The organism is Dactylosporangium thailandense, from assembly GCF_059739745.1.
The window spans coordinates 1,869,944-1,894,503 of sequence record NZ_AP029195.1 but is presented as its reverse complement, the minus strand read 5'-3'; the positions used below and the strand labels follow the sequence as shown (position 1 = coordinate 1,894,503).

General features: G+C 73.4%; 24 protein-coding genes. 12 read left to right on the top strand and 12 right to left on the bottom strand.

The window, feature by feature from the left end; genetic code table 11:
- Positions 1-101 precede the first annotated feature (101 nt).
- Together AC6JBM_RS08265 and AC6JBM_RS08260 are read right to left on the bottom strand one after the other, a co-directional pair.
- Complete coding sequence (locus AC6JBM_RS08265) at positions 102-1,739, bottom strand: cellulase family glycosylhydrolase (RefSeq protein ID WP_497983001.1); 1,638 nt, start codon at positions 1,737-1,739, stop codon at positions 102-104.
- Between the two features lie 95 nt (positions 1,740-1,834).
- Complete coding sequence (locus tag AC6JBM_RS08260; protein ID WP_497983000.1) at positions 1,835-2,566, bottom strand: hypothetical protein; 732 nt, start codon at positions 2,564-2,566, stop codon at positions 1,835-1,837.
- A 139-nt stretch (positions 2,567-2,705) separates the two neighbouring features.
- Between AC6JBM_RS08260 and AC6JBM_RS08255 the strand changes: the two genes are divergently transcribed.
- Positions 2,706-3,308 (top strand): hypothetical protein, encoded by a 603-nt coding sequence (locus tag AC6JBM_RS08255; RefSeq protein ID WP_497982999.1) that lies wholly within the window; start codon positions 2,706-2,708, stop codon positions 3,306-3,308.
- Here AC6JBM_RS08255 and AC6JBM_RS08250 read toward each other — a convergent pair.
- Complete coding sequence (locus AC6JBM_RS08250) at positions 3,289-3,891, bottom strand: hypothetical protein (protein WP_497982998.1); 603 nt, start codon at positions 3,889-3,891, stop codon at positions 3,289-3,291. The genes AC6JBM_RS08255 and AC6JBM_RS08250 overlap by 20 nt on opposite strands.
- Positions 3,892-3,953: 62 nt before the next feature.
- Here AC6JBM_RS08250 and AC6JBM_RS08245 point away from each other — a divergent pair, with 62 nt between their 5' ends.
- The 3 genes from AC6JBM_RS08245 to AC6JBM_RS08235 are packed head-to-tail and all read left to right on the top strand — an operon-like array spanning position 3,954 to position 6,678.
- Positions 3,954-4,661 carry a response regulator transcription factor gene (locus AC6JBM_RS08245; protein ID WP_350610782.1) on the top strand — a complete coding sequence of 236 codons (708 nt, stop codon included), beginning with the start codon at positions 3,954-3,956 and terminating at the stop codon, positions 4,659-4,661.
- Positions 4,658-5,977: a HAMP domain-containing sensor histidine kinase gene (locus AC6JBM_RS08240; protein ID WP_497982997.1), complete on the top strand. Its 1,320-nt coding sequence runs from the start codon at positions 4,658-4,660 to the stop codon at positions 5,975-5,977. Before AC6JBM_RS08245 ends, AC6JBM_RS08240 begins: the two co-directional genes overlap by 4 nt.
- The gene (locus AC6JBM_RS08235; RefSeq protein ID WP_497982996.1) at positions 5,977-6,678 is read left to right on the top strand and encodes an aminoglycoside adenylyltransferase domain-containing protein; all 702 of its coding nucleotides are present in this window, start codon (positions 5,977-5,979) and stop codon (positions 6,676-6,678) included. The genes AC6JBM_RS08240 and AC6JBM_RS08235 overlap by 1 nt, the downstream gene beginning before the upstream one ends.
- 445 nt (positions 6,679-7,123) lie before the next feature.
- Here AC6JBM_RS08235 and AC6JBM_RS08230 read toward each other — a convergent pair whose 3' ends face one another.
- Entirely contained in the window at positions 7,124-7,531 is a 408-nt protein-coding gene (locus AC6JBM_RS08230; protein ID WP_497982995.1) for a MarR family winged helix-turn-helix transcriptional regulator, read from the bottom strand.
- A 56-nt stretch (positions 7,532-7,587) separates the two neighbouring features.
- Between AC6JBM_RS08230 and AC6JBM_RS08225 the strand changes: the two genes are divergently transcribed.
- Both AC6JBM_RS08225 and AC6JBM_RS08220 read left to right on the top strand, forming a co-directional pair.
- A complete protein-coding gene (locus AC6JBM_RS08225) occupies positions 7,588-8,409 on the top strand; it encodes an MFS transporter (protein ID WP_497982994.1) in 822 nt (273 codons plus the stop codon).
- Positions 8,410-8,543: 134 nt separating this feature from the next.
- A complete protein-coding gene (locus AC6JBM_RS08220) occupies positions 8,544-9,281 on the top strand; it encodes an alpha/beta fold hydrolase (protein ID WP_497982993.1) in 738 nt (245 codons plus the stop codon).
- Positions 9,282-9,359: 78 nt separating this feature from the next.
- On the opposite strand, the gene mmsB is transcribed toward AC6JBM_RS08220, so the two are convergent.
- The 3 genes from mmsB to chvE form a co-directional block, all read right to left on the bottom strand.
- Positions 9,360-10,583 carry a multiple monosaccharide ABC transporter permease gene (gene mmsB, locus AC6JBM_RS08215; protein ID WP_497982992.1) on the bottom strand — a complete coding sequence of 408 codons (1,224 nt, stop codon included), beginning with the start codon at positions 10,581-10,583 and terminating at the stop codon, positions 9,360-9,362.
- Between the two features lie 7 nt (positions 10,584-10,590).
- Positions 10,591-12,123: a multiple monosaccharide ABC transporter ATP-binding protein gene (mmsA, locus tag AC6JBM_RS08210; protein ID WP_497982991.1), complete on the bottom strand. Its 1,533-nt coding sequence runs from the start codon at positions 12,121-12,123 to the stop codon at positions 10,591-10,593.
- A 70-nt stretch (positions 12,124-12,193) separates the two neighbouring features.
- Positions 12,194-13,324 carry a multiple monosaccharide ABC transporter substrate-binding protein gene (chvE, locus tag AC6JBM_RS08205; RefSeq protein ID WP_350610789.1) on the bottom strand — a complete coding sequence of 377 codons (1,131 nt, stop codon included), beginning with the start codon at positions 13,322-13,324 and terminating at the stop codon, positions 12,194-12,196.
- Positions 13,325-13,522: 198 nt separating this feature from the next.
- On the opposite strand from chvE, the gene AC6JBM_RS08200 reads away from it, so the two are divergent.
- Genes AC6JBM_RS08200 through AC6JBM_RS08185 form a run of 4 tightly spaced genes read left to right on the top strand, consistent with a single transcriptional unit; the run spans position 13,523 to position 17,019 of the window.
- A complete protein-coding gene (locus AC6JBM_RS08200) occupies positions 13,523-14,926 on the top strand; it encodes an acyl-CoA synthetase (RefSeq protein WP_497982990.1) in 1,404 nt (467 codons plus the stop codon).
- Positions 14,927-14,959: 33 nt separating this feature from the next.
- Positions 14,960-15,448 (top strand): cold-shock protein, encoded by a 489-nt coding sequence (locus AC6JBM_RS08195; protein WP_497982989.1) that lies wholly within the window; start codon positions 14,960-14,962, stop codon positions 15,446-15,448.
- A 21-nt stretch (positions 15,449-15,469) separates the two neighbouring features.
- Positions 15,470-16,450, top strand: a complete 981-nt coding sequence (locus AC6JBM_RS08190; protein WP_497982988.1) for an SDR family oxidoreductase — start codon at positions 15,470-15,472, stop codon at positions 16,448-16,450.
- Positions 16,447-17,019: a DinB family protein gene (locus AC6JBM_RS08185; RefSeq protein ID WP_497982987.1), complete on the top strand. Its 573-nt coding sequence runs from the start codon at positions 16,447-16,449 to the stop codon at positions 17,017-17,019. Before AC6JBM_RS08190 ends, AC6JBM_RS08185 begins: the two co-directional genes overlap by 4 nt.
- Here the strand turns inward: AC6JBM_RS08185 and AC6JBM_RS08180 are convergent.
- From AC6JBM_RS08180 to AC6JBM_RS08170, 3 genes are read right to left on the bottom strand one after another with little or no spacing between them, the layout of a single operon-like run.
- Positions 17,016-17,612 (bottom strand): TetR/AcrR family transcriptional regulator, encoded by a 597-nt coding sequence (locus AC6JBM_RS08180; RefSeq protein WP_497982986.1) that lies wholly within the window; start codon positions 17,610-17,612, stop codon positions 17,016-17,018. The two genes, AC6JBM_RS08185 and AC6JBM_RS08180, sit on opposite strands and share 4 nt — an antisense overlap.
- Before the next feature lie 13 nt (positions 17,613-17,625).
- Entirely contained in the window at positions 17,626-19,752 is a 2,127-nt protein-coding gene (locus AC6JBM_RS08175; RefSeq protein WP_497982985.1) for a YhgE/Pip family protein, read from the bottom strand.
- The gene (locus tag AC6JBM_RS08170) at positions 19,749-20,300 is read right to left on the bottom strand and encodes an ATP-binding cassette domain-containing protein (protein WP_497982984.1); all 552 of its coding nucleotides are present in this window, start codon (positions 20,298-20,300) and stop codon (positions 19,749-19,751) included. Before AC6JBM_RS08170 ends, AC6JBM_RS08175 begins: the two co-directional genes overlap by 4 nt.
- Positions 20,301-20,401: 101 nt before the next feature.
- Here AC6JBM_RS08170 and AC6JBM_RS08165 point away from each other — a divergent pair, with 101 nt between their 5' ends.
- Positions 20,402-20,944 carry a Clp protease N-terminal domain-containing protein gene (locus tag AC6JBM_RS08165; protein ID WP_497982983.1) on the top strand — a complete coding sequence of 181 codons (543 nt, stop codon included), beginning with the start codon at positions 20,402-20,404 and terminating at the stop codon, positions 20,942-20,944.
- Here the strand turns inward: AC6JBM_RS08165 and AC6JBM_RS08160 are convergent.
- Both AC6JBM_RS08160 and AC6JBM_RS08155 read right to left on the bottom strand, forming a co-directional pair.
- Positions 20,941-22,194 (bottom strand): MFS transporter, encoded by a 1,254-nt coding sequence (locus tag AC6JBM_RS08160; RefSeq protein WP_497982982.1) that lies wholly within the window; start codon positions 22,192-22,194, stop codon positions 20,941-20,943. The genes AC6JBM_RS08165 and AC6JBM_RS08160 overlap by 4 nt on opposite strands.
- Before the next feature lie 61 nt (positions 22,195-22,255).
- Entirely contained in the window at positions 22,256-23,503 is a 1,248-nt protein-coding gene (locus AC6JBM_RS08155) for an MFS transporter (RefSeq protein WP_497982981.1), read from the bottom strand.
- Positions 23,504-23,586: 83 nt separating this feature from the next.
- Between AC6JBM_RS08155 and AC6JBM_RS08150 the strand changes: the two genes are divergently transcribed.
- Positions 23,587-24,468, top strand: coding sequence for a LysR family transcriptional regulator (locus AC6JBM_RS08150; protein WP_497982980.1), 882 nt, complete (start codon positions 23,587-23,589; stop codon positions 24,466-24,468).
- Positions 24,469-24,560: the final 92 nt, after the last annotated feature.

Genomic DNA, 24,560 nt, shown 5'->3' with positions numbered 1-24,560 from the left:
GCCGCCCCGGATGTCGCGCCGGCTGTCCGGCGACCGGACAGAAAAGCGCGGCCCGGGGAGGGTGCCGAATCCTCTCCCCGGGCCGCGAATCCCCCCAGGTTCTACGAGCAGGTGGCGCCGTTGAGCTTGACGCCGGACGGGGCGGGGCTCGACGGGCCGTTCGCGGTGAAGCCGATCGTCACCGAGGCGCCCGCGGCCAGCGACGGGGCCCAGCTCGGGGCGGCCGCCGTGAACGTGGTGCCGGACTGGGTGACGGTGGCGTTCCAGCCGCTCTGCAGGGTCACGCCGGACGGCACGGCGAAGGTGGCGGTCCACGGGTTGACGGCCGCGCTGCCGGTGTTCTTCACCGTGACGCTGGCCTGGAAGCCGCCCTGCCAGGCGTTGTCGATCTTCACGGTCGCGGTGCAGCCGCCGGTGGGGGGCGGGTTCGACGGGCTCTTCGACGCTGACGGCGAGACCGAGACCGAGGCGGACGGCGAGGCCGAGGTGGACGCGGACGCCGAGCCGGTGGGGCCGGTGCCGCCGCCGACGGGCGGGATGAGGTACGGCTGCAGGATCGACTGCTTCTGCTGGTTGACCGTCTTCCAGTCATCGCCGACGATGCCGCCGGTGTCGCCCGAGTTCGGGTTCCAGGACCAGTACGTGAAGTTCATGCCCGTGACGCCGGTCCCCATGTACTGCATGAGCTTCTGCAGCCACCGCACGTCCTGCGGGTTCTGCAGGGTGCTGCCGAACTCGCCGATCAGCACCGGCGCGACGTTCTGCTTCTGCAGGTAGCCCCAGAACTGGTCCCAGATGGCGGGGAGGTTGTCCGGGAAGCTCGGGTCGTCGAACCACGCCTGGTGGTACACGGAGTTGGCGTACTCGTGCGCGGAGTACACGAGCTTGTTCGGCTTGTTCAGGCGCACCGGGAACTGCCCGGCCTTCGACAGGTTGCCGCCCCACCAGCCGCACGGCTCGTCCGGGATGTCGTCCCAGGCGTTGGCGTTGCCGCCGCTCGGGCAGCTGACGCCCTCGACGACGATGAGCCAGTTCGGGTTCGCGTCGAGGATCGCGTTGCCGGCCCGCTCGGCGGCCAGGCGCCAGTCGCGGTTCACGTCGCCGCAGCCCCAGCAGGCGCCGGTGCCGTTCGGGTCGGTGCCGTCGGCGTGCGGCTCGTTGTGCAGGTCGGCGCCGATGACCGTGGTGTTGCCGGCGTAGTGGCGGGCGAGCATCTGCCAGTTGCTGATCCACGTCGCCTCGGGGGTCGCCGGGACGTACCACAGGGCGCTCTGCCCCGCGCTCGTCGGGCGGTGCCGGTCGAGCAGGATGCGCATGCCCTTGCCGCCGGCGTAGTCCACGACCTTGTCGAGGATCTGCAGCGGGGTGAGGCCGACCAGGTCGGGGTTGCTGTACCCGTCGACGCTGTTCGCCTGCGCGCCCGGCTTGAGCGCGTCCTCGGAGAAGGGCACCCGGATGGTGTTGTACCCGAGGCTCGCCATCTGGTCGATGTGGTCCCGCCACGGCCGGGCCCACAGCCCGTGGAACGTCTTGTTGTCGGTCTCCATGCCGAACCAGTTGATGCCGGTGAGGCGGACCTTGGTGCCGGACGCGTCGACGAGCTGGGCACCGACGGTGCTCAGGTATCCGGTTCCGGTGCCGCCGGTGGCCGCGGATGCCGTGCTGTTGAGGCCGATGACGGCGACCGCGCCGACGACGGCCATGCTGCTGGCCGCGACGGCGGCCCAGAGTCTCCTCATGCCCGTTGTTGTATTGAGACACGTCACATTCTGCCCAGCCGGTGATCGCGAACCTGGGAGTTCGTGCAGCTCAGAGCGGTACAGCGGACGGAAACTTACACCGCCGGCAGAGCCTGCAGCAGCTTCGTGTGGGCGGCGAGGATCCGTTCGGCGGCGCCCTTCGTGGCCGTGTCGGATCCGGCCGTACCCTCCGAGGTCGCCAGGTGCGTCGTGCCCTCGAAGTGCTCGCGCAGCACCCGGACCGCCGTGGCCAGGCGCTGCTCGGCGGGCGCGGCGCGGATCGCGGCGAGGTCGTCCTCGAGCACCATCCCGGGCAGGTCGTGCCCGGCGTGCTCGGACGGGTTCTCGACGCCCCCGCCGGCGGTCAGGGCGGAGCGCAGCGCGACGAGCTCGTCACGGTGCCCGGTGGCGGCCGGGCCCACGACCCCCGCGAGCTGAGCGTCGTCCTTGAGCAGATCGAACAGCGGCAGCGCGCTGTTGTCCAGCGAGATCATGAGCTGCAGGAAGGCGAAGTCGGTCGGGTTCAGGTCGCCCGACGCGGCGGGCTGGCCGCCGGGCGGCAGCGCGGGCGCGCCGGGCTCGTGCGCGGGGCGGGCCCACAGCAGCACGACGGCGAGCGTGGCCACGAGCACGACGGCGACGGCGAGGACGCGGCGCCAGAGATCGCGCTTGGCGACTTCCTCGTCGTCCTCGTCCTCCCCGCCTTCCCCGTCGGCCGCGGCGGGCTCCTGCGCATCAACAGGAGCGTTCTCCGGTTCGGAGGGCGTAGGCTCGCTCGACAGAGCCACGCTGGCACCGTTGATGGGCTCGTCGCCGTCCTGGGTCACGACCTCGACGGTAAATCCGCGGCCGGGCCGGTTTCTATTAGCTGCGGATTAAGTTGTGCCGATGATTTTCGACGGGCGCGAATAACGCTTTTAACTCGAACATAAGGATCATCGGCGCCGTATACGCAAGACTGGGGCGGTGAGGCGCCTCCTGCGCGTTCCGGTGGTGCTCCTGGTCGCGGTGCTGTGGGGCCTGGGCTCGTACGCGCTCGGCTTCGCCGTGCTCGCCGACAGCTTCCCGTGGGCCCTGGCGGCCGCGTTCGCCGGCGGCGTGGTCGTCACCGGCGCGCTCGGCAGCCTGATCAGCCGGCCGCGGCCGATCCTGCTCGCGATGCCCCTCGCGATCATCGCGCTCACCACCACGGTCTACGCGTCCGGCGTGCACCACCTGCGCGAACGTCCCCGCCTGACCCTGGTGGTCGACCAGCGGCAGTGCGCGAGCACCGGCTGCGCCTACACGTTCCGCGACCCCGCGGGCCGGCCCACCCCGTTCCGGCTCACGAGCGGGGCGGTCCACGACATCGGCGACACCGCTGAGGTCTACCGCACCGGCACCGCCGACGAGGTCCGCTGGTGGCCGGCGGCGCTGGTCGGGGCCGAGGCCACCGCGCGCACCGCGGCCCGGATCACGGTCCCGCTGCTCGCCGTCTACACCCTCGCGCTCGGCATCGCGGGCGCGCTGGCCGACCGGGCCACCGTGCGCCGCTTCCACCGGCACATGGCTAGTTCCCGACCTTCGTGACCGACCCGTGCGGGCCGCCCTGCCACCACATGCAGTCGACCAGGTACGCGGCGCCACCGCTGTCCGACACGAACTGCACGACGAGCCGGGCCGGCTCGTTCTGGGCCTGCGACACCGAGTAGCCCTGGCGGGGCGTGGCGGTGACGAGCGAGACGACCTCGGCCCGGATCCGGACCACCGCGTCGCCGCCCTCGGACCGGAACGACTTGAGGTACACGTCCACGCCGTCCGAGCCCGTCGTCACCGTCCAGCCGTCGACGGTGCGGGGCGGGGCCGTGGTCTTCTGCGTCGGCGGCGCCTGCGTGGTGCGGGTCGCGCCCGGGCTGGTCGGCGGCGGCGCGAACGCGGAGCTCGGGTCCTCGATGATGACCGTGTCCGGCGCGGAGGGCGCGGCCGACGGCGGCGGCAGCGTCTGGGTCGCGACCTTCCGGTCGCCGCGCTCGTCGTCCGCCGCGACCGGGATCGAGTCCTGGGGCACGGCCGTGCGCAGCACCGGGCGCAACGCCAGCGAGGCGACGCCGATGCTCGCCGTGGTGGCCAGGCACCACAGCAGGACCGGCACCGCGCCCTTCTCAACCCGCATGGCGGCATTGTCGCACGCGGACCCGCCGAAACGTTTCGCCGAAATGGCGATAGGGTGCGCGCATGCCGCTCATCCTGCTGGTCGAGGACGACGTCGCCGTCTCGGGCGCCCTGTCCCGGGCGCTCACCGACGCCGGGCACGTCGTGCGCCCCGTCGGCAATGCCGGGTCCGCGTTGCGCGTGATCGCCACCGACCCGCCGGACCTCGTCATCCTCGACCTGGGCCTGCCGGACATGGACGGGCTCGACGTCCTGCGGATGCTGCGCGGGATCTCCAACGCGCCCGTGATCGTGGCGACCGCCCGCCGCTCCGAGCGCGACATCATCCGGCTGCTCGACGCCGGCGCCGACGACTACGTGACCAAGCCGTTCTCGAGCGCGCAGATGTCGGCCCGGATCAACGCGGTGCTGCGCCGCGGGCAGGGCACTCCGGGGCCGGCCCAGCCGCCGGCCGGGATCACCGTCGGCGGGCTGCACGTCAACCCGCAGCAGCGCTCCGCGGCGCTGGACGGGCGGCCGTTGCAGCTGACGAAGAAGGAGTTCGACCTGCTGGCGTACCTCGCCCAGCGCTCCGGCCGCGTGGTGAGCCGCCGCGAGCTGCTGACCGAGGTCTGGCAGCGCCCGGACAGCTCCGGCGAGGACCAGACGATCGACGTACACGTCTCCTGGCTGCGGCGCAAGCTCGGGGAGAGCGCGACGCAGCCGAGATACCTGCGCACCTTCCGCGGGGTCGGGGTGATGCTCGTCGACCCGGCGCAGCCGCCGGCATGAGATCGGCGTTGATGCGCCTGTCGTTCGCGATCACCTCGATGATCGCGCTGGCGTTCCTCGTGCCGCTGGCCTACGTGACCAAGCAGATCGCCCACGACCGCGCGCTCGCCGACGCCCGCTACCAGGCCGACGCGATGGTTGCCGCGCTCGCCTCGGCCCCGGGCGACCAGCAGGGGGCGCTGGTGCGCGCGGTGGCCACGGTGCCGGCGGGGCAGTCGGGGCGGCTGGCGGTACACCTCGTGGGAAATCCGACCGTCGGCACCTCGCACGCGCTCGCGGGCGACGTGGACCGGGCCGCGCACGGGCGCCGCTCGCTGACCGTGGACGCGCCCGGCGGGGTCGCCTATCTGCAGACCGTCGTGCTCGACGGGGACCGGACCGCGGTCGTGGAGGTGTACGTCTCCGACGACGAGCTGACCCAGGGCGTCGGCCCGGCCTGGCTCGCGCTGGCCGGCCTCGCGGTGCTCCTCGTCGCCGGCTCCACCCTCGTCGCCGACCGGCTCGGCGCGCAGATCGTGCGGGCCACCCGCAAGCTCGCCGAGGGCGCCCGCGCGTTCGGCGACGGCGACCTGCACGCGCGGGTCGAGCCCGACGGCCCGCCGGAGCTGCGCGACGCCGCCAAGAGCTTCAACCGCATGGCCGAGCAGATGATCGCGTTCGCCGACGCCGAACGCGAGCTCGCCGCGGACCTCTCGCACCGGCTCCGCACCCCGCTGACCGCGCTGCGCCTGGACGCCGACGCCATGCCGCCCGGGCCGATCGGCGAGCGGATGCGCCAGGCGTTCGACGCCCTCGACGACGAGATCGAGCAGATCATCACGCAGGCGCGGCGCTCGGCCGCGGACCGGCAGCCGGAGACCACGGATCTCGTGGAGGTGGTCGCCGACCGGCTCGCGTTCTGGTCGGTGCTCGCCGAGGACCAGAACCGGCCGTGGCGGGTGACCGGCGGGCAGGAGCCGGTGTACCTGCCGGTGTCCGAGGCCGACCTCGTCTCGGCCGTGGACTGCCTGCTCGGCAACGTCTTCCAGCACACCGGCGAGGGCACCGGCTTCGAGGTGCACGTGTCGGCCCGCGGCCTCTACGTGGACGACGCCGGCCCCGGCATCGCCGACCCGGCCCGGGCCCTACGCCGGGGCGCGAGCGGCGCCGGCTCGACCGGGCTGGGCCTGGACATCGTGCGCCGGGTCGCCGAGGCCGCCGGCGGGCGCCTGCTCATCGAGCGCGGCCCGCTGCGGGGCGCCCGGATCGCGATCGAGCTGGACCCGTTCGCCCCCGAGATCCCGCCGCCGCGGGCCGCGCGGCGCATCGTGCGCTGATGCTCGACGCGCTGCCGGGCTTCGTCGAGCGCCTCTACCTGGTGGGCTCGGCCGCCCTCGACGACTACCGCGAGGGCGTGAGCGACCTCGACTTCGTGGCCGTGCTGCCCTCGGCGCCGGGGCCGGACGAGGTGGCGGATCTGGCGGCGGTACACCGCGCGCTGCGCCGGTCCCGCCCGCTCCTCGACGGCGTCTACCTCACGGCCGCCGACCTGGCCGCCCCGCCCTCGGCCGCGCCACCCCGCCCGGGCGTGCACGCGCACCGCTTCTCCCCCGCCGGCGTCTTCGGGCACGACCCGGTCACCTGGCACACGCTCGCGCATCACGGCATCGCCGTGCGCGGCCCCGAACCGTCCACTCTGGACGTCCACACGGACGCGGCCGAACTGCGCGCCTGGACGCGGGCGAACGTCGCGTCCTACTGGCGCCCGTGGCTGCGCCGCCGCGGTCACGCCCTGCTGACCGACCGGGGCGTGGCGTGGGGCGTGCTCGGCCTGGCCCGCATGCGGTACACGATGGCGACGGGCGGGATCGCCTCGAAGTCTTCCGCGGGCGCGTGGGCCCTCGACGCGTTCCCGGATCACGCGCGGGCGCTGCGGGAGGCGCTGCGGCTCCGCGCGGGCGGGCCGCCGCAGTTCCGCTCGCGCCTGGCGCGCCGGGCGGCGGCCGCCGCGTTCATGCGGGCGGCCTCAGCCGAGTAGCGGTTTCAGTTCCGCTCGCGCCTCGCGCACCGGGCGGCGTCAGTTCCGCTCGCGCCTCGCGCACCGGGCGGCGGCCGCCGCGTTCATGCGGGCGGCCTCAGTTCCACTCGCGCCTCGCGCACCGGGCGGCGGCCGCCGCGTTCATGCGGGCGGCCTCAGTTCCACTCGCGCCTCGCGCACCGGGCGGCGGCCGCCGCGTTCATGCGGGCGGCCTCAGTTCCACTCGCGCCTCGCGCACCGGGCGGCGGCCGCCGCGTTCATGCGGGCGGCCTCAGTTCCACTCGCGCCTCGCGCACCGGGCGGCGGCCGCCGCGTTCATGCGGGCGGCCTCAGTTCCACTCGCGCCTCGCGCACCGGGCGGCGGCCGCCGCGTTCATGCGGGCGGCCTCAGTTCCACTCGCGCCTCGCGCACCGGGCGGCGGCCGCCGCGTTCATGCGGGCGGCCTCAGGCGAGTAGCCGCTGCAGCAGCCCGTCGAACACGGCCAGCTCCTCTTCGCTCAGCGGCGCGAACGAGCGCCGCAGCACCTCCTCCAGCAGCCGCTGCCCCTGCTCGCGGATCGCGTCGCCCTTGCCGGTGAGCCGGTGGCGCACCGCCCGGCCCGGCCCCGGCATCCGCTCGATGAGGCCGCGGTCGATCATCCGCGTCGCGAGGGTGCCGAACGACTGGTCGGTCTGGAAGGTCAGCTGGGCCAGGTCGTGCAGCGACGCCTCCGGGTTGGCGTGCAGGTGTCGCAGCGCGTCCCACTGCACCAGGCTCACGCCCAGCGGCGCCAGCGCGGCGTTGGCCTCGCGGTGGTGGCGCATCTGCAGCCGCTTGACCGACAGCCCGATCGCGGAAATCGCCCTCGTCATGCCGCCCATGCTATCTCAGGTTGCTGATATCAACATGCTGATATAAGGTCCCTGATATGACAGCCCGCCCGATCAGGACCGTGGCGTTCGCCTGCGCGGCGATGCTCGTCTCCTATCTGCCGTTCTCCGCGGTCAACGGCGCGCTCGGCGCCGTCGCCGCGGCCACCGGGGCCGGGACGCTGCGGCTGCAGTGGGTCTCCGACGCGTTCGCGGTGGCCCTCGCCGCCGTCGTCCTGCCCGCCGGGGCACCGCTGCTGCCGCTGTCGCTGCTCGCCTCGCGCGGGTTCGCCGCGGCGGCCCTGGCCGCGACCGTGGTGCTGTTCGCGATCGGCGGCGGGCTGTTCTTCCTGAGCCTGGCCCTGAGCCGCGCGCACGTCGGGCCGCTCGGCATCGCGCTGCGGCTCGGCTGCCTCTTCGCGGGCAACGCGCTGGGGAGCGTGGCCGCGGGGTGGCTGCAGCGGCGCGTCGACGGGCGCACGATCCTGCCGGCCGGGCTCGTGGTGGCCGCGGCCGGGGCGGCCTCGCTGCTGACCGCCGACGGCACCGGCGGGGCCGGGCTGGGCCGGCGCCTGGCCGTGCTCGGCCTCGGCGCGGGGCTCGTGATGGCGACGAGCTCGGCGGTGGCCGTGCAGTCGGTGCCGGGCCGCTACGCGGGGCTGGCCGGCGCGGCGAGCAACGCCGTGCGGCAGATCGGCGCGGCCCTGGGCCCGGCGGTGCTCGGGTCCCTGCTCGCCGCCCGCGCGGCGGCGGGCATCACGGGCGCGGTGCACGCCTTCGCCGCGGTACTGACCGCCGCCTTGGGCACGACGGCCGTCGTCACCGCCGCACTCCTCCACCTCCGCCGCCGAACCCCGTCCCCGCAACCCGCGGCCCCTTGAGAGCACCGAAACCGCACCTCCGCCGCCGGAAATTCGGACGAGTCACCCAGCACGCGCATATACGAAAAATCCGATATGTCGTGGCGCGGAGCGCCCGACATATCGAGCAGCCCCCCGAACCCAAGGAGCCCGTCATGACCGTCAAGTACACCGAGCGTGGCACCGGCCGCCCCGTCCTGCTCCTGCACGGCGGCGCCGGCCCCGCCTCCGTCGCCGCCTTCGCCGACCGCCTGGCCGCCGAGCACCCGGCCCGAGTCATCACCCCCACGCATCCGGGCTTCGACGGCACCGAGCGCCCCGCGGCAGTCGACACGATCGCCAGGCTCGCCGCCCTCTACCGCGACCTGCTCGACGAGCTCGAACTCGACAACGTCGCCGTGGTCGGCAACTCGATCGGCGGCTGGATCGCCGCCGAGCTGGCCGTGCTCGGCTCCCCCCGCCTCGCCAGCGTCACCGTCGTCGACGGGGTCGGGATCACGGTGCCCGGGCACCCGGTCATCGGCTTCTTCGGGCTGACGTTCGAGCAGATCGCCGCGGCCAGCTACTTCGACCCGTCGGGCCGCGTGATCGACCCGGGCGCGATGCCGGAGGCGGCCCGGGCGGTCATGGCCGCGAACCGCGAGACGCTGGCGCTGTACGCGTCGAGCATGGAGGACCCGACGCTGCGGGACCGGCTGGCGGACGTCACCGTGCCGGCCCTGGTGATCTGGGGCGACAGCGACGGGATCGCCGGGCCGCAGTACGGGCGGGCGTACGCCGAGGCGATCCCCGGTGCCCGGTTCGTCCTGCTGGAGAGGACCGGGCACCTGCCGCAGCTGGAGAGCCCGGACGCGCTCATCGGTCCACTGTGGAGCTTCATCGACGGGCACTGAGACGGCGCAAGGGGCGGACCGCCGACGCCCCGAAGGCGGTCCACCCCTTGCATTCCCACCGGACACCAGCGCAAAGCTTCAGCGGGCGCGCCCCGCACGGCGCTTGGCCCACACGTCGAACGCCACCGCGGCCAGCAGGACGAGGCCCTTGACGAGCATCACGCGCTCCGGCGGCTCGCTGTTGAGGGACATGCCGTTGCTGATGACGGCCATGATGAGGCCGCCGGTGATGGCGCCGACGACCTTGCCGACGCCGCCCTGCACCGCCGCGCCGCCGATGAACGCGGCCGCGATCGCGTCGAGCTCGAAGGCGTTGCCCGCGGTCGGGCCGGCCAGGTTGAGCCGGCCCGCGAAGATGATGCCGGCGATCGCCGACAGCACGCCCATGTTGACGAAGATCCAGAACGTGACCTGCTTGACCTTGACGCCGGAGAGGTTCGCGGCCTGCAGGTTGCCGCCGACGGCGTAGATGTGCCGACCGAAGACGGTGCGCTGGGAGATGAGGGTGTACGTCAGCACGAGCACCGCCAGCAGCACGAGCACCCACGGCAGGTTCTTGAACCGGGCCAGCTGCACGATGACGAACATGAGCACGAGCGAGGCACCGGCGAGCTTGGCCCAGAAGACCGGCAGCGAGTCGACGGCCTGGCCGTAGCCGATGCGGCCGCGGCGGGCCCGCCACTGCACGGCGACGATGCCGGCGACCGTGGCGATGCCGACGAGCAGGGTGAACAGGTCGGCGCCGCCGAGCGGGCCGAGGCCGACGTTGTTCAGGAAGCCCGGGATGAAGCCGTTGGACAGGGTGCGCACGTCGTCGGCGAAGGGGCCGATGCCCTGGTTGCCCAGCGTCGTCATGGTGAGGGCGCGGAAGACCAGCATGCCGGCGAGCGTGACGATGAAGGCGGGGATGCCGAAGTACGCGATCCAGAAGCCCTGCCACGCCCCGATCGCCGCGCCGGCCAGCAGCGTGATCACGATGGCCAGCGGCCAGGGCACGTCCGCCTTGACCATGAGCACCGCGGCGAGCGCGCCGGTGACGGCCACGACCGAGCCCGCGGACAGGTCGATGTGCCCGGCGATGATGATCAGGATCATCCCGATCGCCAGGATCAGCACGTAGGAGTTCTGGATGACCATGTTCGAGAGGTTCTGCGGCTCGAGCAGGGCGCCGTTGGTCAGGATCGTGAAGAACACGACGATCGCCGCGAAGGCGATGTAGATGCCGCTCTGACGCAGGTTCACCGAGAACCGGGTCGGTGGCGTGACGGTCGGCTCGACCGCGGGTTCGACCACTGTGGTCATGGGCGGGTTACTCCTTGATCCTGGTCATGAGGCGCATCAGACGCTCCGGGGAGAACTCGGCGCGCTCGACCGAGCCGGTGATGCGGCCGGCGGACAGGGCGTAGATCCGGTCGCAGATGCCGAGCAGCTCGGGCAGCTCGGAGGAGATGACGAGGACCGCCTTGCCCTGGTCGGCGAGCTGATTGATGATCGTGTAGATCTCGTACTTCGCCCCCACGTCGATGCCGCGGGTCGGCTCGTCGAGGATCAGCACGTCGGGGTCAGTGAAGATCCACTTGGCCAGCACGACCTTCTGCTGGTTGCCGCCCGACAGCGTGCCGGTGACGGTGCCGACGCTCTTGGCCTTGATGTTGAGGCTGCCGCGGTAGCGCTCGGCGACCTCGAACTCCCGGTTGTCGTCGACCCAGCCGCCGCGGGACAGCTTGCCCAGGGCCGCGCCGGAGACGTTGCGCTGGATGTCCTCGATGAGGTTGAGCCCGTAGCGCTTGCGGTCCTCGGTCGCGTAGGCGATGCCGTGCCCGATCGCCTCCTGCACCGAGCGCAGCTGGATCGGCTGCCCGTGCTTGAAGACCTGGCCGCTGATGTCGACGCCGTAGCTGCGCCCGAAGACGCTCATCGCGAGCTCGGTGCGCCCGGCGCCCATCAGCCCGGCCAGCCCGACGATCTCGCCGGCCCGCAGGGTCAGCGAGGCGTCGTCGACGACCGTGCGCCCGTGCTGGGTCGGCGAGTGCACGGTCCAGTGCTCGATCCGCAGCACCTCCTCGCCGATCTTCGGCTCGTGCGGCGGGAAGCGGTGCTCGAGGTCGCGGCCGACCATGCCGGCGATGATGCGGTCCTCGCTGACCCCGCCGGGGGCGTGCATGTCGAGGGTCTCGATGGTCCGCCCGTCGCGCAGGATCGTCGTGGAGTCGGCGATCGCCTCGATCTCGTTGAGCTTGTGCGAGATGATCACGCAGGTGACGCCCTCGTCGCGCAGGCCGCGCAGCAGGCCCAGCAGGTGCGCGGAGTCCTCGTCGTTGAGCGCCGCGGTCGGCTCGTCGAGGATCAGCAGGCGCACCTCCTTGGACAGCGCCTTGGCGATCTCGACCAGCTGCTGCTTGCCGACGCCGAGGTCCATGGCCGGCGTGACCGGGTTCTCGCGCAGCCCGACCCGGTCCAGCAGCTTCGCCGCGTCGGCGTTCGTGCGGTTCCAGTCGATGAGGCCGCGGCCGACCCGCTCGTTGCCGAGGAAGATGTTCTCGGCGATCGACAGGTACGGGATCAGCGCCAGTTCCTGGTGGATGATGACGATCCCGCGCCGCTCCGAGTCGCGGATGCCGCCGAAGTGGCAGGGCTCGCCCTCGAAGAGGATCTCGCCGTCGTACGTCCCGTGCCCGTAGACCCCCGACAGGACCTTCATGAGGGTCGACTTGCCGGCGCCGTTCTCCCCGCAGATGGCGTGGATCTCACCGCGGCGCACGGTCAGGTTGACGTCGTCCAGGGCCTTCACGCCCGGGAACGTCTTGGTGATGCCCCGCATCTGCAGGAGCGCGTCGGTCATGCTCTTTTCTCCCTCGAGACCGCCGCGGACCCGGGCGCTGACCACGCCCGGGTCCCGGCGGAGCCGCACACTACTTGAGCTGGCTCTCGGTGTAGTAGCCGCCGTCCACGAGCACGGTCTTGTAGTTGGACTTGTAGACCACGACCGGGTCGAGCAGGTAGGAGGGCACGACCTTCTTGCCGTTGTCGTAGTCCTTGGTGTTGTTCACCTCGGGCTTGCCGCCCTTGAGCACCGCGTCGCCCATCTTGACGGTCACGTCGGCGAGCTTGCGGGTGTCCTTGTAGATCGTCGCGTACTGCTCGCCCGCGATGATCGACTTGACCGAGGCGACCTCGGCGTCCTGGCCGGTGACGATCGGGTACGCCTGGCCGCCGGTGCCGTAGCCGGCGCTCTTGAGCGCCGACAGGATGCCGATCGACAGGCCGTCGTACGGCGAGAGGATGCCCTGCACCTTCGCGCCGCCGCCGTAGGCCTTGGTGATCAGGTCCTCCATGCGCTTCTGGGCCGTGGCCGGGTCCCAGCGCAGGATCGCGACGGTCTTGAAGTCCTTCTCGCCGCTCTTCACCACGAGGGTGCCCTTGTCGATGTAGGGCTTGAGCGTGTCCATCGCGCCGTTGAAGAAGAAGGTCGCGTTGTTGTCGTCCGGTGACCCGGCGAACAGCTCGATGTTGAACGGGCCCTGGGCGGTGCCGTCGGAGCCGTCCTCCTTCTTCAGGCCGAGGCCCACCAGCAGCGAGGTCGCCTGCTGCACGCCGACCTTGTAGTTGTCGAAGGTGGCGTAGTAGTCGACGTTCGGCGAGTTGCGGATCAGCCGGTCGTAGGCGATGACCGGGATCTTCTTGTCGGCCGCCTCCTGCAGCTGGGTGGTGATGGCGGTGCCGTCGATCGAGGCGATGATCAGCAGCTTGGCGCCCTTGGTGATCTGGTTCTCGATCTGGTTGACCTGCGTCGGGATGTCGTTCTCGGCGTACTGCAGGTCGACCTTGTAGCCGAGCTTCTCCAGCGCGCTCTTGACGTTGTTGCCGTCGGCGATCCAACGCTCCGACGACTTGGTCGGCATCGTGACGCCGACCAGGGCGCCGGCGGCGTCCGCGGGAGCGTTGGCGTTCTTGTCGGCCGTCTTCTCGGACGAACCACAGGCGGCCACGCTGAATGCGACCGCGAGGCCAATCGCCGAAGCGGCGATGCGGGCAAACTTCACTTCTCCCCCTCAGGGCAGCGTGCAGCGGTCGGGAGGCGGGGCGTTAAGGGTGTGAACGCTGCCACCGACGCGATTTCGAAAGTATTGCTGGGGCGTTGCCGCCACAGTGTTAACGCTCACAAAGAGGGGTGTCAAGACGGGCGGTCGGATCGTGATCCGGCCGTTTCCACGCTCTGCGCTCGTGTGACGATGGGGCCCATGCGCCTGCTCAAGGGTCTGCACGCCCACGGTACCGACCATCAACCCGCTGTCAGTGTGAACGGTCGCGGACTGTCCGCCGAACGGTTACGCAACGCCGCCGCCGCGGTCGCCGGCGACGTGCACGGGGCCGCCACCGTCGCGGTCGACGCCACCGCGACCCTGGAGACCGTCGTCGCCGTCACCGGCGCCCTGATGGCGGGCGCGGCCGTGGTGCCGGTGCCCGCCGACGCCGGACCGGCCGAGCGGGAGCACATCCTGCGCGACTCCGGGGCGGCCGTGACGCTCGGCAACCGCCCGGACCGCCACCCCGGCGCGGTGCCGGTCGACGTGTCCCGGGAGTCGGCCGCCGGGTTCCCGGACCCGGACGCGGGGGCGGTCGCGCTCGTGATGTACACCAGCGGTACGACCGGCAACCCCAAGGGCGTCGAGCTCACCCACGGCGCCGTCGAGGCCGGGCTGGACGCCCTCGCCGAGGCCTGGGCCTGGACGCCCGAGGACCGGCTCGTGCACGGCCTGCCGCTGTTCCACGTGCACGGCCTCATCCTCGGCGTGCTCGGCGCGCTGCGGCACGGCTCGCCCCTGACGCACACGGGCCGCCCGCACCCGGCCGCCTACGCCGCCGCCCGCGGCACCCTCTACTTCGGCGTGCCCACCGTCTGGTCCCGCGTCTGCCAGGAGCCCGCGGCCGCCCGCGCCCTGCGCCCGGCCCGGCTGCTGGTCTCCGGCAGCGCCCCGCTGCCCGCCCCGGTCTTCGAGCGCCTGTTCGCGCTCACCGGTCACCGCCCGGTCGAGCGCTACGGCATGACCGAAACGCTCATCACGATCTCCAGCCGCGCCGACGGCGAGCGCCGCCCGGGACAGGTCGGGGTGCCCGTGGCCGGCGTGCGCACCCGGCTCGTCGCCGAGGACGGCACCGACGCCGCCCGCGACGGGGAGACCATCGGCGAGCTGTGGGTCGACGGGCCGATGCTGCTGCGGCGGTACCGCGGGCAGCCCGCCGAGTCCGCCCGCACCCCCGACGGCTGGTTCCGCACCGGCGACCTCGCCCGCATCGCGCCCGACGGCTGGCACCGCATCGTCGGGCGCGCCTCCACCGACCTGATCAAGAGCGGCGGCTACCGCATCGGCGCCGGCGAGGTCGAGGACGCGCTGCTGGCCCACCCCGCGGTGCGCGAGGCGGCCGTCGTGGGCGTGCCCGACGAGGACCTCGGCGAGACCGTCACCGCGTTCGTCGTGCCCGCCGGGTGGCCGAGCGCCGTCACCGAGCGCGAGCTGGCCGACTTCGTGGCCGCGCACCTCAACGTGCACAAGCGCCCACGGGTGGTGCACTTCCTCGAGGCGCTGCCGCGCAACGCGATGGGCAAGGTGCAGAAGAAGCGGCTGCACGGTCCTATGCTGTAGGCCGGACGTCTTGTGGGTGGGCGGTGGTTCGCGGTGGAGACGGGCAGGATTCTGCGGTTCGACGAAGTCCGGGGTTACGGCTTCATCGCGCCGAACGCGGGTGGCGAGGACGTGTTCGTGCACGCCAACGACTTCGGCGACCAGCGGCACCTGGTGCATCCCGGGATGCGGGTCGAATACGAGGTCGAGGAGGGCGAGCGGGGGCTGAAGGTCGCCTCCGTGCGCATCCTCGACACCCCGCCGCCGTCGCGCCGCGAGCACGCCCGCACCACGGCCGCCGCCACGGCGCCGTTCACGCCGCTGACCGATCACCCGCGCGCCGGTGAACGCTCCGGTGAACGCTCGGGCGGTGAGCCGGGCGAGGACGACGGGCTGTGCGACGTGCTCTCCGGCCGCGAGTTCACGGCCGAGGTGACCGAGCTGCTCATCCAGCACGTGCCGTCGCTGACGGGCGCGCAGATCGCGCAGGTGCGCCAGCACCTCGCGGCGCTGGCCCGCAGTCACGGGTGGGTGGAAAGCTGAACTTCCTCTAGGGTTGCGCCTGTGAAGGTTCTGTTCATCGGCGGCAGCGGGATCATCAGCTCCGCGTGCTCGCGCCTGGCCGTCGAGCGCGGCATCGACCTGTTCGTGCTCAACCGCGGCGAGTCGCGGCAGCGGCCCCTGCCCGAGGCGGCGACGCTGCTGCGGGCCGACGTGCACGACCCCGCCGCGGTGCGGGAGGCGCTGGCCGGGCACTCCTTCGACGCCGTCGTCGACTGGGTCGCCTTCACGCCCGAGGACGTGCGCGCGGACATCGAGCTGTTCCGGGGCCGCACCGGGCAGTACGTCTTCATCAGCTCGGCCTCGGCCTACCAGACCCCGCCGGCGCGCCTGCCGGTCGTGGAGTCCTCGCCGCTGCGCAACCCCTTCTGGCAGTACAGTCGCGACAAGATCGCCTGCGAGGACCTGCTCGTGCAGGTGTACCGCGAGAAGGGCTTCCCGGCGACCATCGTGCGCCCCTCGCACACGTATGACCGCACGCTCGTGCCGTTCGACGGCGGCTGGACGGTGCCGGCCCGGATGCGCGCGGGCAAGGAGATCGTCGTGCACGGCGACGGCACCTCGCTGTGGACCCTGACGCACCACGAGGACTTCGCCCGCGCCTTCGTGCCGCTGCTGGGCCACCCGCGCGCGATCGGCGACACCTTCCAGATCACCAGCGACGACTACCTGACCTGGAACCAGATCGCCGAGCAGCTCGCCGCGGCGCTGGGCACCACCGCGAAGATCGTGCACGTGCCGTCGGACGCGATCGCCGCCGCCGACCCCGACTGGGGCGCCGGCCTGCTCGGCGACAAGGCCCACTCGATGGTCTTCGACAACAGCAAGGTCCGCGCGCTCGTCCCGGACTACGTGGCCACCATCCCGTTCCACCAGGGCGCGCGCGAGATCGCCGCCTGGTTCGACGAGGACCCGGCCCGCCAGGTCGTCGACGAGCGCCTGGACAAGGTCATGGACGACCTCGTGGCCCGGTTCCGGCTATGAGCAAGGACGACCTGCGGCACTACCTCCAGCGGGGCCGCGACAGTCTGCTGTGGAAGCTCGAGGGCCTGAGCGAGTACGACATCCGCCGTCCGCTCGTGCCCACGGGCACGAATCTGCTCGGGCTGGTCAAGCACGTGGCCTCGGTCGAGTCCGGGTACTTCGGCGAGACGTTCGGCCGGCCGTTCCCCGAGCCGCTGCCGTGGATGGACGACGACGCCGACGTCAACGCCGACATGTGGGTCACGCCGCAGGAGTCCCGGGAGGACGTCACCGGGCTCTACCGGCGGGTCTGGGCCCACTCCGACGCCACCATCGAGGCGCTCGACCTCGACGCGCCCGGCCGGGTGCCGTGGTGGAAGCCGGAGACCGCGGACGTGACGCTGCACCGGGTCCTGATCCACATGATCGCCGAGACGGACCGGCACTGCGGCCACGCCGACATCCTGCGCGAGAGCATCGACGGCGCGGCCGGGTGGCAGCCGGGCAAGGACAACCTCGCGTTCGCCAACGCCGAGGAGTTCCGGGCCTTCCACGACCGGATCGAGCGGGCGGCCCGCGAGGCCTCCTAGATGCCGACGCGGGCCCGGATGACCGCGACCAGGGAGTCCTGCACCGACTCCAGGGTGCGGTCGGGCTCGAAGACCAGCCAGTCCACGGCGACCACCAGGCACACGCCGAACAGGGCCGCCGCGGCCATGCGCACGTCCAGGCCCGCGTCGAACCAGCCCTCGTCGGCGCCGCGGCGCAGCACGTCGGCGATGACGTCCACGGCCTCGTCGCGCAGCAGGTGCAGGGTCTGGTGCCACTCGCGGTTGGTGCGCCACATCTCCGACAGCAGCAGCTGCGCGAACGAGCGGTGCCGCTGGATGTACGCCAGCTCCGCCCGGATCAGCGCGACCGCCTGCTCCGGCGGGGTCGCCGCGGCCGCCACGGCGGCGCGGAAGTCGGCGGTGAGCAGCCCGACCCCGTGGCGCAGCAGGGCCTCGAAGAGCGCGTTCTTCGAGGGGAAGTTGTAGTACACGGTCCCCTTGGCGACCCCGGCCGCGACCGCGATGTCGTCGACCGTCGTGGCCGAGAAGCCGTGCTCGGCGATCAGCTCCATCGCGGCGTCGTAGAGGCGCTGCTTGGTGTCGTCGCGGCGGCGGGTGCGACCGTCGGGCACGGCTCGGGACTCCCTACATCACCAGGTCCGGGTGGAGCTTCGACGGGGTGAGCCGGCGCCCGCGCCACGCGGCGAGCGTGGTGAGGGCGAACGCGGCGGCCGCGAATCCGGCCAGGACGAGCGCTCCGGTGACCACCGTACCGCCCGGGCCGCCGTTGACCAGGTGCCGCAGCCCCGACACCACGTAGGTCATCGGCAGGAACGGGTGCACCGCCTGCAGGAAGCCGGGCGTGGTCTCGATCGGGTAGGTGCCGCCGGACGAGGTCAGCTGGAGCATGAGCACCGCCAGGGCGACGAGCCGCCCCGCGGGGCCGAGCCGGGCGCCGAACCACTGGATGAGCGCGGTGAACGCGACGGCGGTCAGGGCCAGGAAGGCGTACATGCCCAGCGGGTGCGCCGGGTGCAGGCCGAGCGCGAAGCGGACCACGAGGAACAGCGCGGTCGCCTGCACCACGCCGATGAGCAGCGCGGGCAGCCAGCCGGCCAGGGCCGCGCGCCAGGGCTTCGCGCCGGAGACGAGGTGCCGGCGGGTCAGCGGGCGCAGCACCATGTAGCTGATCATGGCGCCGACCCAGAGGGCGAGGCCGAGGAAGTACGGCGCGAAGCCGGCCCCGTAGGTGCCCGCCGGGTGCTCGGTCTCGCGGTCGAGCGCGACCGGGTCGCCGAGCACGCCGGCCCGCTGGGCGCGGGTGTCGGGGTCGTAGCCGGGAATCTTCCCGGCGCCGTCGGCGAGCCCGTCGGCCAGGCGGGTCGCCCCGTTGCCGAGGTCCGTGAGGCCGGCCGCGAGCCGGTGCCCGCCGTCGGAGAGGGTGCCGAGGCCGCTGTCGAGCTGGCGGGCGCCGGTGGAGAGCCGGAAGAGCCCGCCGTTGAGGTCCTTGGCCCCGGTGACCGCCTGGCCGGTGCCGGTGTGCAGCCGCTCGGCGCCGCCGGCGAGGGCGTCGAGGCCGTCGGCGAGCCGGTCGACCTGTGCCCTGGCCGCGGCGACGTCGTCGGCGAGGTGCGGGGCGGCCTGGGCGACCTGGCGGGCCGTCTTCGCGACCGCGGTCATCTGGGTGCGCAGCTGGTCGAGGTCGCCGGTGCCGAGCCGGGTCTGCAGCTGCTGGGCGGCCGTCGCGGCGGCGTCGGCGGCCCGCAGCGCGTTCTGGTAGTCGGTGCTGCCCGTGACCTGCGGGTACCGCTGCCCCAGCCGCTCCAGGTCGGCCTTGGTCGCGGCGGTCTTCGCGAGGCCGGGCAGGGCGTCGAGGTGCGCCACGATCAGGTCGGCCCCGTCGGCGATGGCCGTGGCCGCGTTCGCGATGAGCTCGGCGTTGTCGCGCAGGACCGGACCCACGGCGTCGGCGGCGGCGTCGACCTTCCCGGCGAGCAGCCGCCCGCCGGCCGCGGCCTGGGCGGTGCCGTCGGCGAGCTGGGCGGCGCCCGCGTCCAGGGCGACGAGGCCGTCGTAGAGCTCCTTCGACCCGGCCGTGGCCCGGGCCAGCCCGTCGTCGAGCTGACCGGCCCCGGCGTGCGCCCGGTCGATGCCGTTGCCGAGGTCCCCGGCGCCGCTCTTCGCGTCGGCGGCCCCGCCGGCCAGCTGGGAGGCGCCGGCCGCGGCCCGCTGCGTCTGGCTCTTGAGGTCGGTGAAGCCGATGAGCATCCGGTCGAAGTAGCCGCGCGCGGCCGTGCTCGAGGCGCTGGCCCGCACCTCGGTGAAGACGCTGCGCGACAGCTGCCCGGACAGGTAGTTGGTGGCGTCGTCGTTGACCACGGTGAGCTGCCCGCGGGTGGCGTCGCGCGCCGGGTCCGGCGGGGTGACGAGCGAGGCCGAGAAGTCCGCGGGGATGGTGAAGACGAGCTGGTAGCGGCCGTCCTCGAGGCCCTGGCGGGCCTGCTCGGCGGTCGCGGTCTGCCAGCCGAAGACGTCGCGGTGCCGCAGCTCGTCGGCGAGGTCCCGGCCGGCGTTCAGGGTGCTGCCGTCGGAGGCGCGGGCCGGCCGGTCGGCGTTGACGATGGCGACCGGGATGTGGCGCATGTTGCCGTACGGGTCCCAGAAGGCCCAGAGGTACAGCGCGCCGTACAGCAGCGGAATGAGGGCCAGCACGACCAGCGCCGCGACGGTGATCGGGGCGCGCAGGAACCGGCGCAGCTCGAACAGGTTCATGCCGCACGCTCCGTGACGATGACGGCCGTGCCGGTGTCCCGCAGCGCTTCCAGCAGCATCTTCCGCTCCACTTCGGACAGTCCATTGTCGACATCGTCGGCGAGGATGATCCCGGGCTCGCCGACCTGGGCGAGGGTCAGGCACAGCAGGTGGGCGCCGAGGCGGTCGAGGTCGCGCCCGAGGGCGCGGGGATCCAGCGGTACCCCCTCCAGCCGGTCGAGCGCCTGGCGCCGCCGCCGCCCCAGGTTCCACGACGCCCGGCCGAGCAGCACCAGCCGCTCCTCGACGTGCTCGGCGACGGTGAGGCCGGGCTCGGGCTCGTTGACCCCGGCGACGAACCCGAGCGCGGGCCGGGCGAGCCGGCGCACGGTGCCCTCGGTGGTCCGGAAGTACCCGGCCAGCGCGAGCAGCAGCGAGGTGCGCCCGCTGCCCGCGGCCCCGTCCAGGGTCACGAGCTCGTCCTCGCCGACGGTGAGGTCGACGCCGCGGAACACCCATCCGCGGCGTGTGCGCGCCCCGAGCCCCTCGGCGACGAGTACGTCCGCCACGACAGCCTCCCCAAGTTGTACTGACCAGTCAGTCTAAAAACATTCTCATGGCTCAGCGCTATTCCTTGCATCACTAACCCCACTGGGGTTATACAAGGGGTATGACGATTGTGCGCATTGACGTGACCCTCCCCGACGACCTCGCCGAGGCCCTGGCGCGATCCGGACTCCCGGCCTCGGTCCTGTGCGAGCGCGCACTGGAACAGGCGCTGCGCCGGGTGACCGCGCTGCGCTCCGGCGACGTGGATCTGCCGAACTGGACCGCCCGGGCCCGCACCGCCCTGCGGCTGGCGTCGCAGCGCACGGACGCGGCCGTGACGAGCGCAGACCTGCTGCACGGCGTGCTGGCCGAGGGCACGAACCTGGCCGTGCGCCTGCTGCCGCCCCTCGGCGAGGCACCCCTGGGGCAGGAGGACGCGGTGCCGCAGTGGTCGGGCCCGGCGGTGGCGGCCCTTGAGCTGGCCCACGCCGAGGCCGCCGGTCTGGGCCACAACTACGTGGGCTGCGAGCACCTGGTGCTGGGCCTGCTCGCGGAGCCGTCCGGCCGCGGCGGCGAGTTCCTGCGCGCCCGGGGCCTCGACCTGGCGAGCTTCCGGGCGGCGGTGGTGGCGGCGCTCGCGGGGTTCACGCATGCCCGCGGCTAGGCCCCGTCCTGGCCCGGCCTCGGCGGCGCTGGTCTATCTACTACTGGTCCTGCCGCTGCTGCTCGAGCTGGCCCGGTGATCAGCACGGCCAGCAGGAGCAGCAACGCGGAGTAGACCGCGACCGTCCCGACCGGTCCGGCCCACTGCAGCAACACGCCCGCGAGCAGCGGCCCGGCGGGCGAGGCGGCCCCGGCGATCAGGCCGACGGCGGCATGGACCCGGCCCTGCAGCCGTTCCGGGGCGTGGACCAGGACGTGGCCGATGATCCCCGCGTGCGCGGCCGGCCCCAGGAAGAACACGACGGCGCCGACGGCCCCGATCAGGTAGGGAGACCGGGCGGCGCACAGCAGCGGCGTGACGAGCGCCGCGCACCAGCCGAAGGCGACCATGAGGCTGCGCGGGCCGAACCGGGCGGTCAACCGCGGCGCGACGAGCGCACCGGCCAGGCCGCCCGCGCTGGCGATCGAGAACAGCGCCCCGATCTCGGCCGGCCCCGCACCGTGCAGCCTCGCGAGCACGACCGACACCAGGCCGATCGACTGGAACACGAGCATGACGCCGGCCAGCCACAGCACCGCGCCGCGGACGAAGCGCTGCCGCCAGACCCACACAAGCCCGCCGGCCACCGCCGCCCCGCGCCCGGTGCCCGCGATCCCGCCCGGCCGGCGGGCCGGTGGGTTCAGCGGCCCGCGGATGAGGGCGAGGCTCAGCGCGGACAGGGCGTACGACACCGCGTCGACCAGGAACGGCAGCGTGCGCCCGAGGCCGAAGAGGAGCCCGCCGAGGGCCGGGCCGAGCAGCGTCGCGACGAACCCGCGGGACTGGTTGCGGGCCGCCGCCTCCGGCAGTTGCTCCACGGGCACGACGTGGCGCAACGCGGCCGCCTCGGCCGGCTCGAAGCAGGCCCCGAGCGCGGCGTCCAGCACGGCCACGGTCGCGAGATGCCACAGCGACAGCGTGTTCGTCAGGCCCGCGATCGGCACGGTGAGTAGCGCGGCGGCCCGCCCGGCGTCGGCGCCCACGACGATTGCCCGCCGGCTGCGGGTGTCGGCCAGCACGCCCGCCGGCAGCCGCAGCGCGAGCGACGCGATGCCGGCGAGCGCCGCCACCAGCCCGGCCTGGGCCGCGGAGCCGGTGAGCGCCAGGGCCAGCAGGACGTAGCCGACGGAGCTGACCTGCGAGCCGAGCGCCGAGACGGCCTGCCCCGTCCAGAGCAGCACAAACGCCTGGTTGCGCCGGAGGTTCCGCACGAACGGGACGGTAGGGCGTACGGGGAGATCGAAGCATGCGTGACGGCGCTCACACTTGCCGTCAGCGGCGCAGGAGGGGGCGGCTCACCAGCGCCGCCAGGGCGGCGATCACCGCGGCGAAGCCCAGCAGGGCCACCGGCGCGCTCACGAGCTGGGTCAGGATGCCCAGGCCGAGGACCGGGACGGCCAGGCCGAGGTAGCCGCCGAGGAACACGCCCGCGAGGGCCTCGCCGCGCACCGGCGCCGGGGCCAGGCCGGCCACCGTCGAGATCGCGCCCTTGAGCAGGGCGCCCGCGCCGGCGCCGGCCATGACCCCGCCGAGCAGGAAGGCCGGCAGGGACTCGGCCCAGACGGCCGCGGTCACCGCGGCGAGGCCGACGACGATCAGGGCCAGGCCGGTCGCGAGCTGGTCGCGGACCGAGCGGCGGCGGAGCAGGACCTGGGCCACGGCGCCGGAGCCGAAGACCAGCGACGCCACGGCGCCGGCCAGGGCGCGGGACGGATGGTGCAGGGTGCCGGCCACGAAGGCGGGCGCCAGGGACGTGAACAGGCCCAGGACCGACAGCGAGGCGAACGCCCCGGCCGCGGCGGCGAAGTAGCGGGGCCGGGCCGCCGCGGGCACGCCGGCGCGCTGCGGGCGGTACCGCCGCCACGACACCGCCACCGTCTCCGGCGCGAGCGCCACGGCCGCCGCCGCGACGAGCAGCAGCGCGAGGAAGACCAGGTAGGGCGTGCGCAGCGGCGCCGTCACGTACTGCGCGAGCAGGCCGGACACGATCGGGCCGAACGCGAAGCCGCCGAGGTTGGCGACGGTGGCCACGAGGTCGCCGCGGGCCCGGCCGGCACCCGGCCGGGCCTTGGCGTGCAGCTCGGACAGGTGCGCGGTGGCGGTCGCGGTGATCATGCCGATGCTGAGGCCGGACAGCACCCGGGCGACGAGCACCACGCCGAACGAGGTCGAGGCGAGGAACACGGTCGCGGCGACGGCCTCGAGGAGCACGGCGGGCAGCAGCACGCGGCGGCGGCCCAGCCAGTCCGAGACGTGGCCGGCGAGGAAGAGGCTGACGATGACGCCGAGCGCGTAGGCGGCGAACGCGACCGTGACGGCGATCGTGGAGTACCCGTCGTGCCGCTGGTACAGCGCCCACAGCGGCGTCGGGACGACGGAGAACGCGAGGGACACCGCGAACGCGAACGCGATCGCCCAGAACCCCTGCTCGTGGCTGAGGCGGCGCTCGGCCGCGCGGCGCTCGGCCGCGCGGCGCTCGGCCGTGCGGCGCTCGGCCGGGCGGGTCAGAACGGTGGTCATGCCGGCCAGCGTGCCCCGCCGGGATCAGCACCGCCAACGAATCTTCGTGCTCGCGACCATCACGAAATGCGATGATGCTCCCCGTGGAGCTGCGGCATCTCGTGTACTTCGTGACGGTCGCCGAGGAGCGGAACTTCACGCGCGCGGCGCAGCGCCTGCGGGTCGTGCAGTCCGGGGTCTCCGCGGCCGTGCGCGCCCTGGAGCGCGAGCTCGGCGCGCGGCTGTTCGAGCGCAGCTCCCAGCGCGTGGTGCTCACCGACGCGGGGGCCGCGCTGCTGCCCGCCGCCCGGGCCACCATCGACGCCGCCCAGGCGGCCCGGGACGCCGTGGCCGAGGTCCGCGGCGGCCTGCGCGGCACGGTGCGCATCGGTACCCTGATCTCCGTCGGGTTCGTGGACCTGCCGGGGCTGCTCGGCCGGTACCGCGCCGAGCACCCCGCCGTCGACCTGCGCATGCGGGCCGCCCCGACCGGCTCGGCGGGCCTCGCGGCGAGCCTGCTGGACGGGGAGCTGGACGTGGCGTTCCTGTCGCTGCCGGGCCGCGCCCCGGCCGGGCTGTCGATACGCACCCTGGCGGCCGAGCCGATCCTGGCGGTACTGCCCGCCGCCCACCCGCTCGCCGGGCGCCCCCGCCTGACGCTCGCCGACCTCGCCGAGGAGCCCTTCGTCGACTCCCCGCCGGGCTACGGCAACCGCGCCGAGGTCGACCGCGGGTTCGCCGCCGCGGGCCTGCGCCGCCGGGTGGCCCTGGAGGTGGCCGACATCGCGACCGTACGGCAGTACGTGCGCGAGGGCCTGGGCGTGGCCCTGATCCCGCGCTTCTCGGCGCCGGACGAGCCGGGCCTGCGGGTGGTGCCGATCGACGCCGACCTGCGCTGGACCTTCGCGATCGCCACGGCGTCGGCCCGCCGCCCGAGCGCGGCGGTCCGGGCGCTGCTGGACCTGGTGGACGCGTACCGCACCTGACCGCCTTCGTCCACATCGGACGCCCGCCGGTCGGACATGCGGCCTTCGCGAGCATCGAGTCGCGTCGAGTGCTCTACTGGAAGGTGGCCCCG

What these genes read in the sequence shown, in the direction of transcription:
- AC6JBM_RS08185 (WP_497982987.1), top strand. Translation starts at nt 16,447, where the DNA reads ATGAGCAAGGACGACCTGCGGCACTACCTCCAGCGGGGCCGCGACAGT.
- AC6JBM_RS08265 (WP_497983001.1), bottom strand. Translation starts at nt 1,739, where the DNA reads ATGAGGAGACTCTGGGCCGCCGTCGCGGCCAGCAGCATGGCCGTCGTC.
- AC6JBM_RS08220 (WP_497982993.1), top strand. Translation starts at nt 8,544, where the DNA reads ATGACCGTCAAGTACACCGAGCGTGGCACCGGCCGCCCCGTCCTGCTC.
- AC6JBM_RS08230 (WP_497982995.1), bottom strand. Translation starts at nt 7,531, where the DNA reads ATGACGAGGGCGATTTCCGCGATCGGGCTGTCGGTCAAGCGGCTGCAG.
- AC6JBM_RS08175 (WP_497982985.1), bottom strand. Translation starts at nt 19,752, where the DNA reads ATGAACCTGTTCGAGCTGCGCCGGTTCCTGCGCGCCCCGATCACCGTC.
- mmsA (WP_497982991.1), bottom strand. Translation starts at nt 12,123, where the DNA reads ATGACCGACGCGCTCCTGCAGATGCGGGGCATCACCAAGACGTTCCCG.
- AC6JBM_RS08250 (WP_497982998.1), bottom strand. Translation starts at nt 3,891, where the DNA reads ATGCGGGTTGAGAAGGGCGCGGTGCCGGTCCTGCTGTGGTGCCTGGCC.
- AC6JBM_RS08225 (WP_497982994.1), top strand. Translation starts at nt 7,588, where the DNA reads ATGACAGCCCGCCCGATCAGGACCGTGGCGTTCGCCTGCGCGGCGATG.
- AC6JBM_RS08245 (WP_350610782.1), top strand. Translation starts at nt 3,954, where the DNA reads ATGCCGCTCATCCTGCTGGTCGAGGACGACGTCGCCGTCTCGGGCGCC.
- mmsB (WP_497982992.1), bottom strand. Translation starts at nt 10,583, where the DNA reads ATGACCACAGTGGTCGAACCCGCGGTCGAGCCGACCGTCACGCCACCG.
- AC6JBM_RS08235 (WP_497982996.1), top strand. Translation starts at nt 5,977, where the DNA reads ATGCTCGACGCGCTGCCGGGCTTCGTCGAGCGCCTCTACCTGGTGGGC.
- AC6JBM_RS08200 (WP_497982990.1), top strand. Translation starts at nt 13,523, where the DNA reads ATGCGCCTGCTCAAGGGTCTGCACGCCCACGGTACCGACCATCAACCC.
- AC6JBM_RS08240 (WP_497982997.1), top strand. Translation starts at nt 4,658, where the DNA reads ATGAGATCGGCGTTGATGCGCCTGTCGTTCGCGATCACCTCGATGATC.
- AC6JBM_RS08155 (WP_497982981.1), bottom strand. Translation starts at nt 23,503, where the DNA reads ATGACCACCGTTCTGACCCGCCCGGCCGAGCGCCGCACGGCCGAGCGC.
- AC6JBM_RS08165 (WP_497982983.1), top strand. Translation starts at nt 20,402, where the DNA reads ATGACGATTGTGCGCATTGACGTGACCCTCCCCGACGACCTCGCCGAG.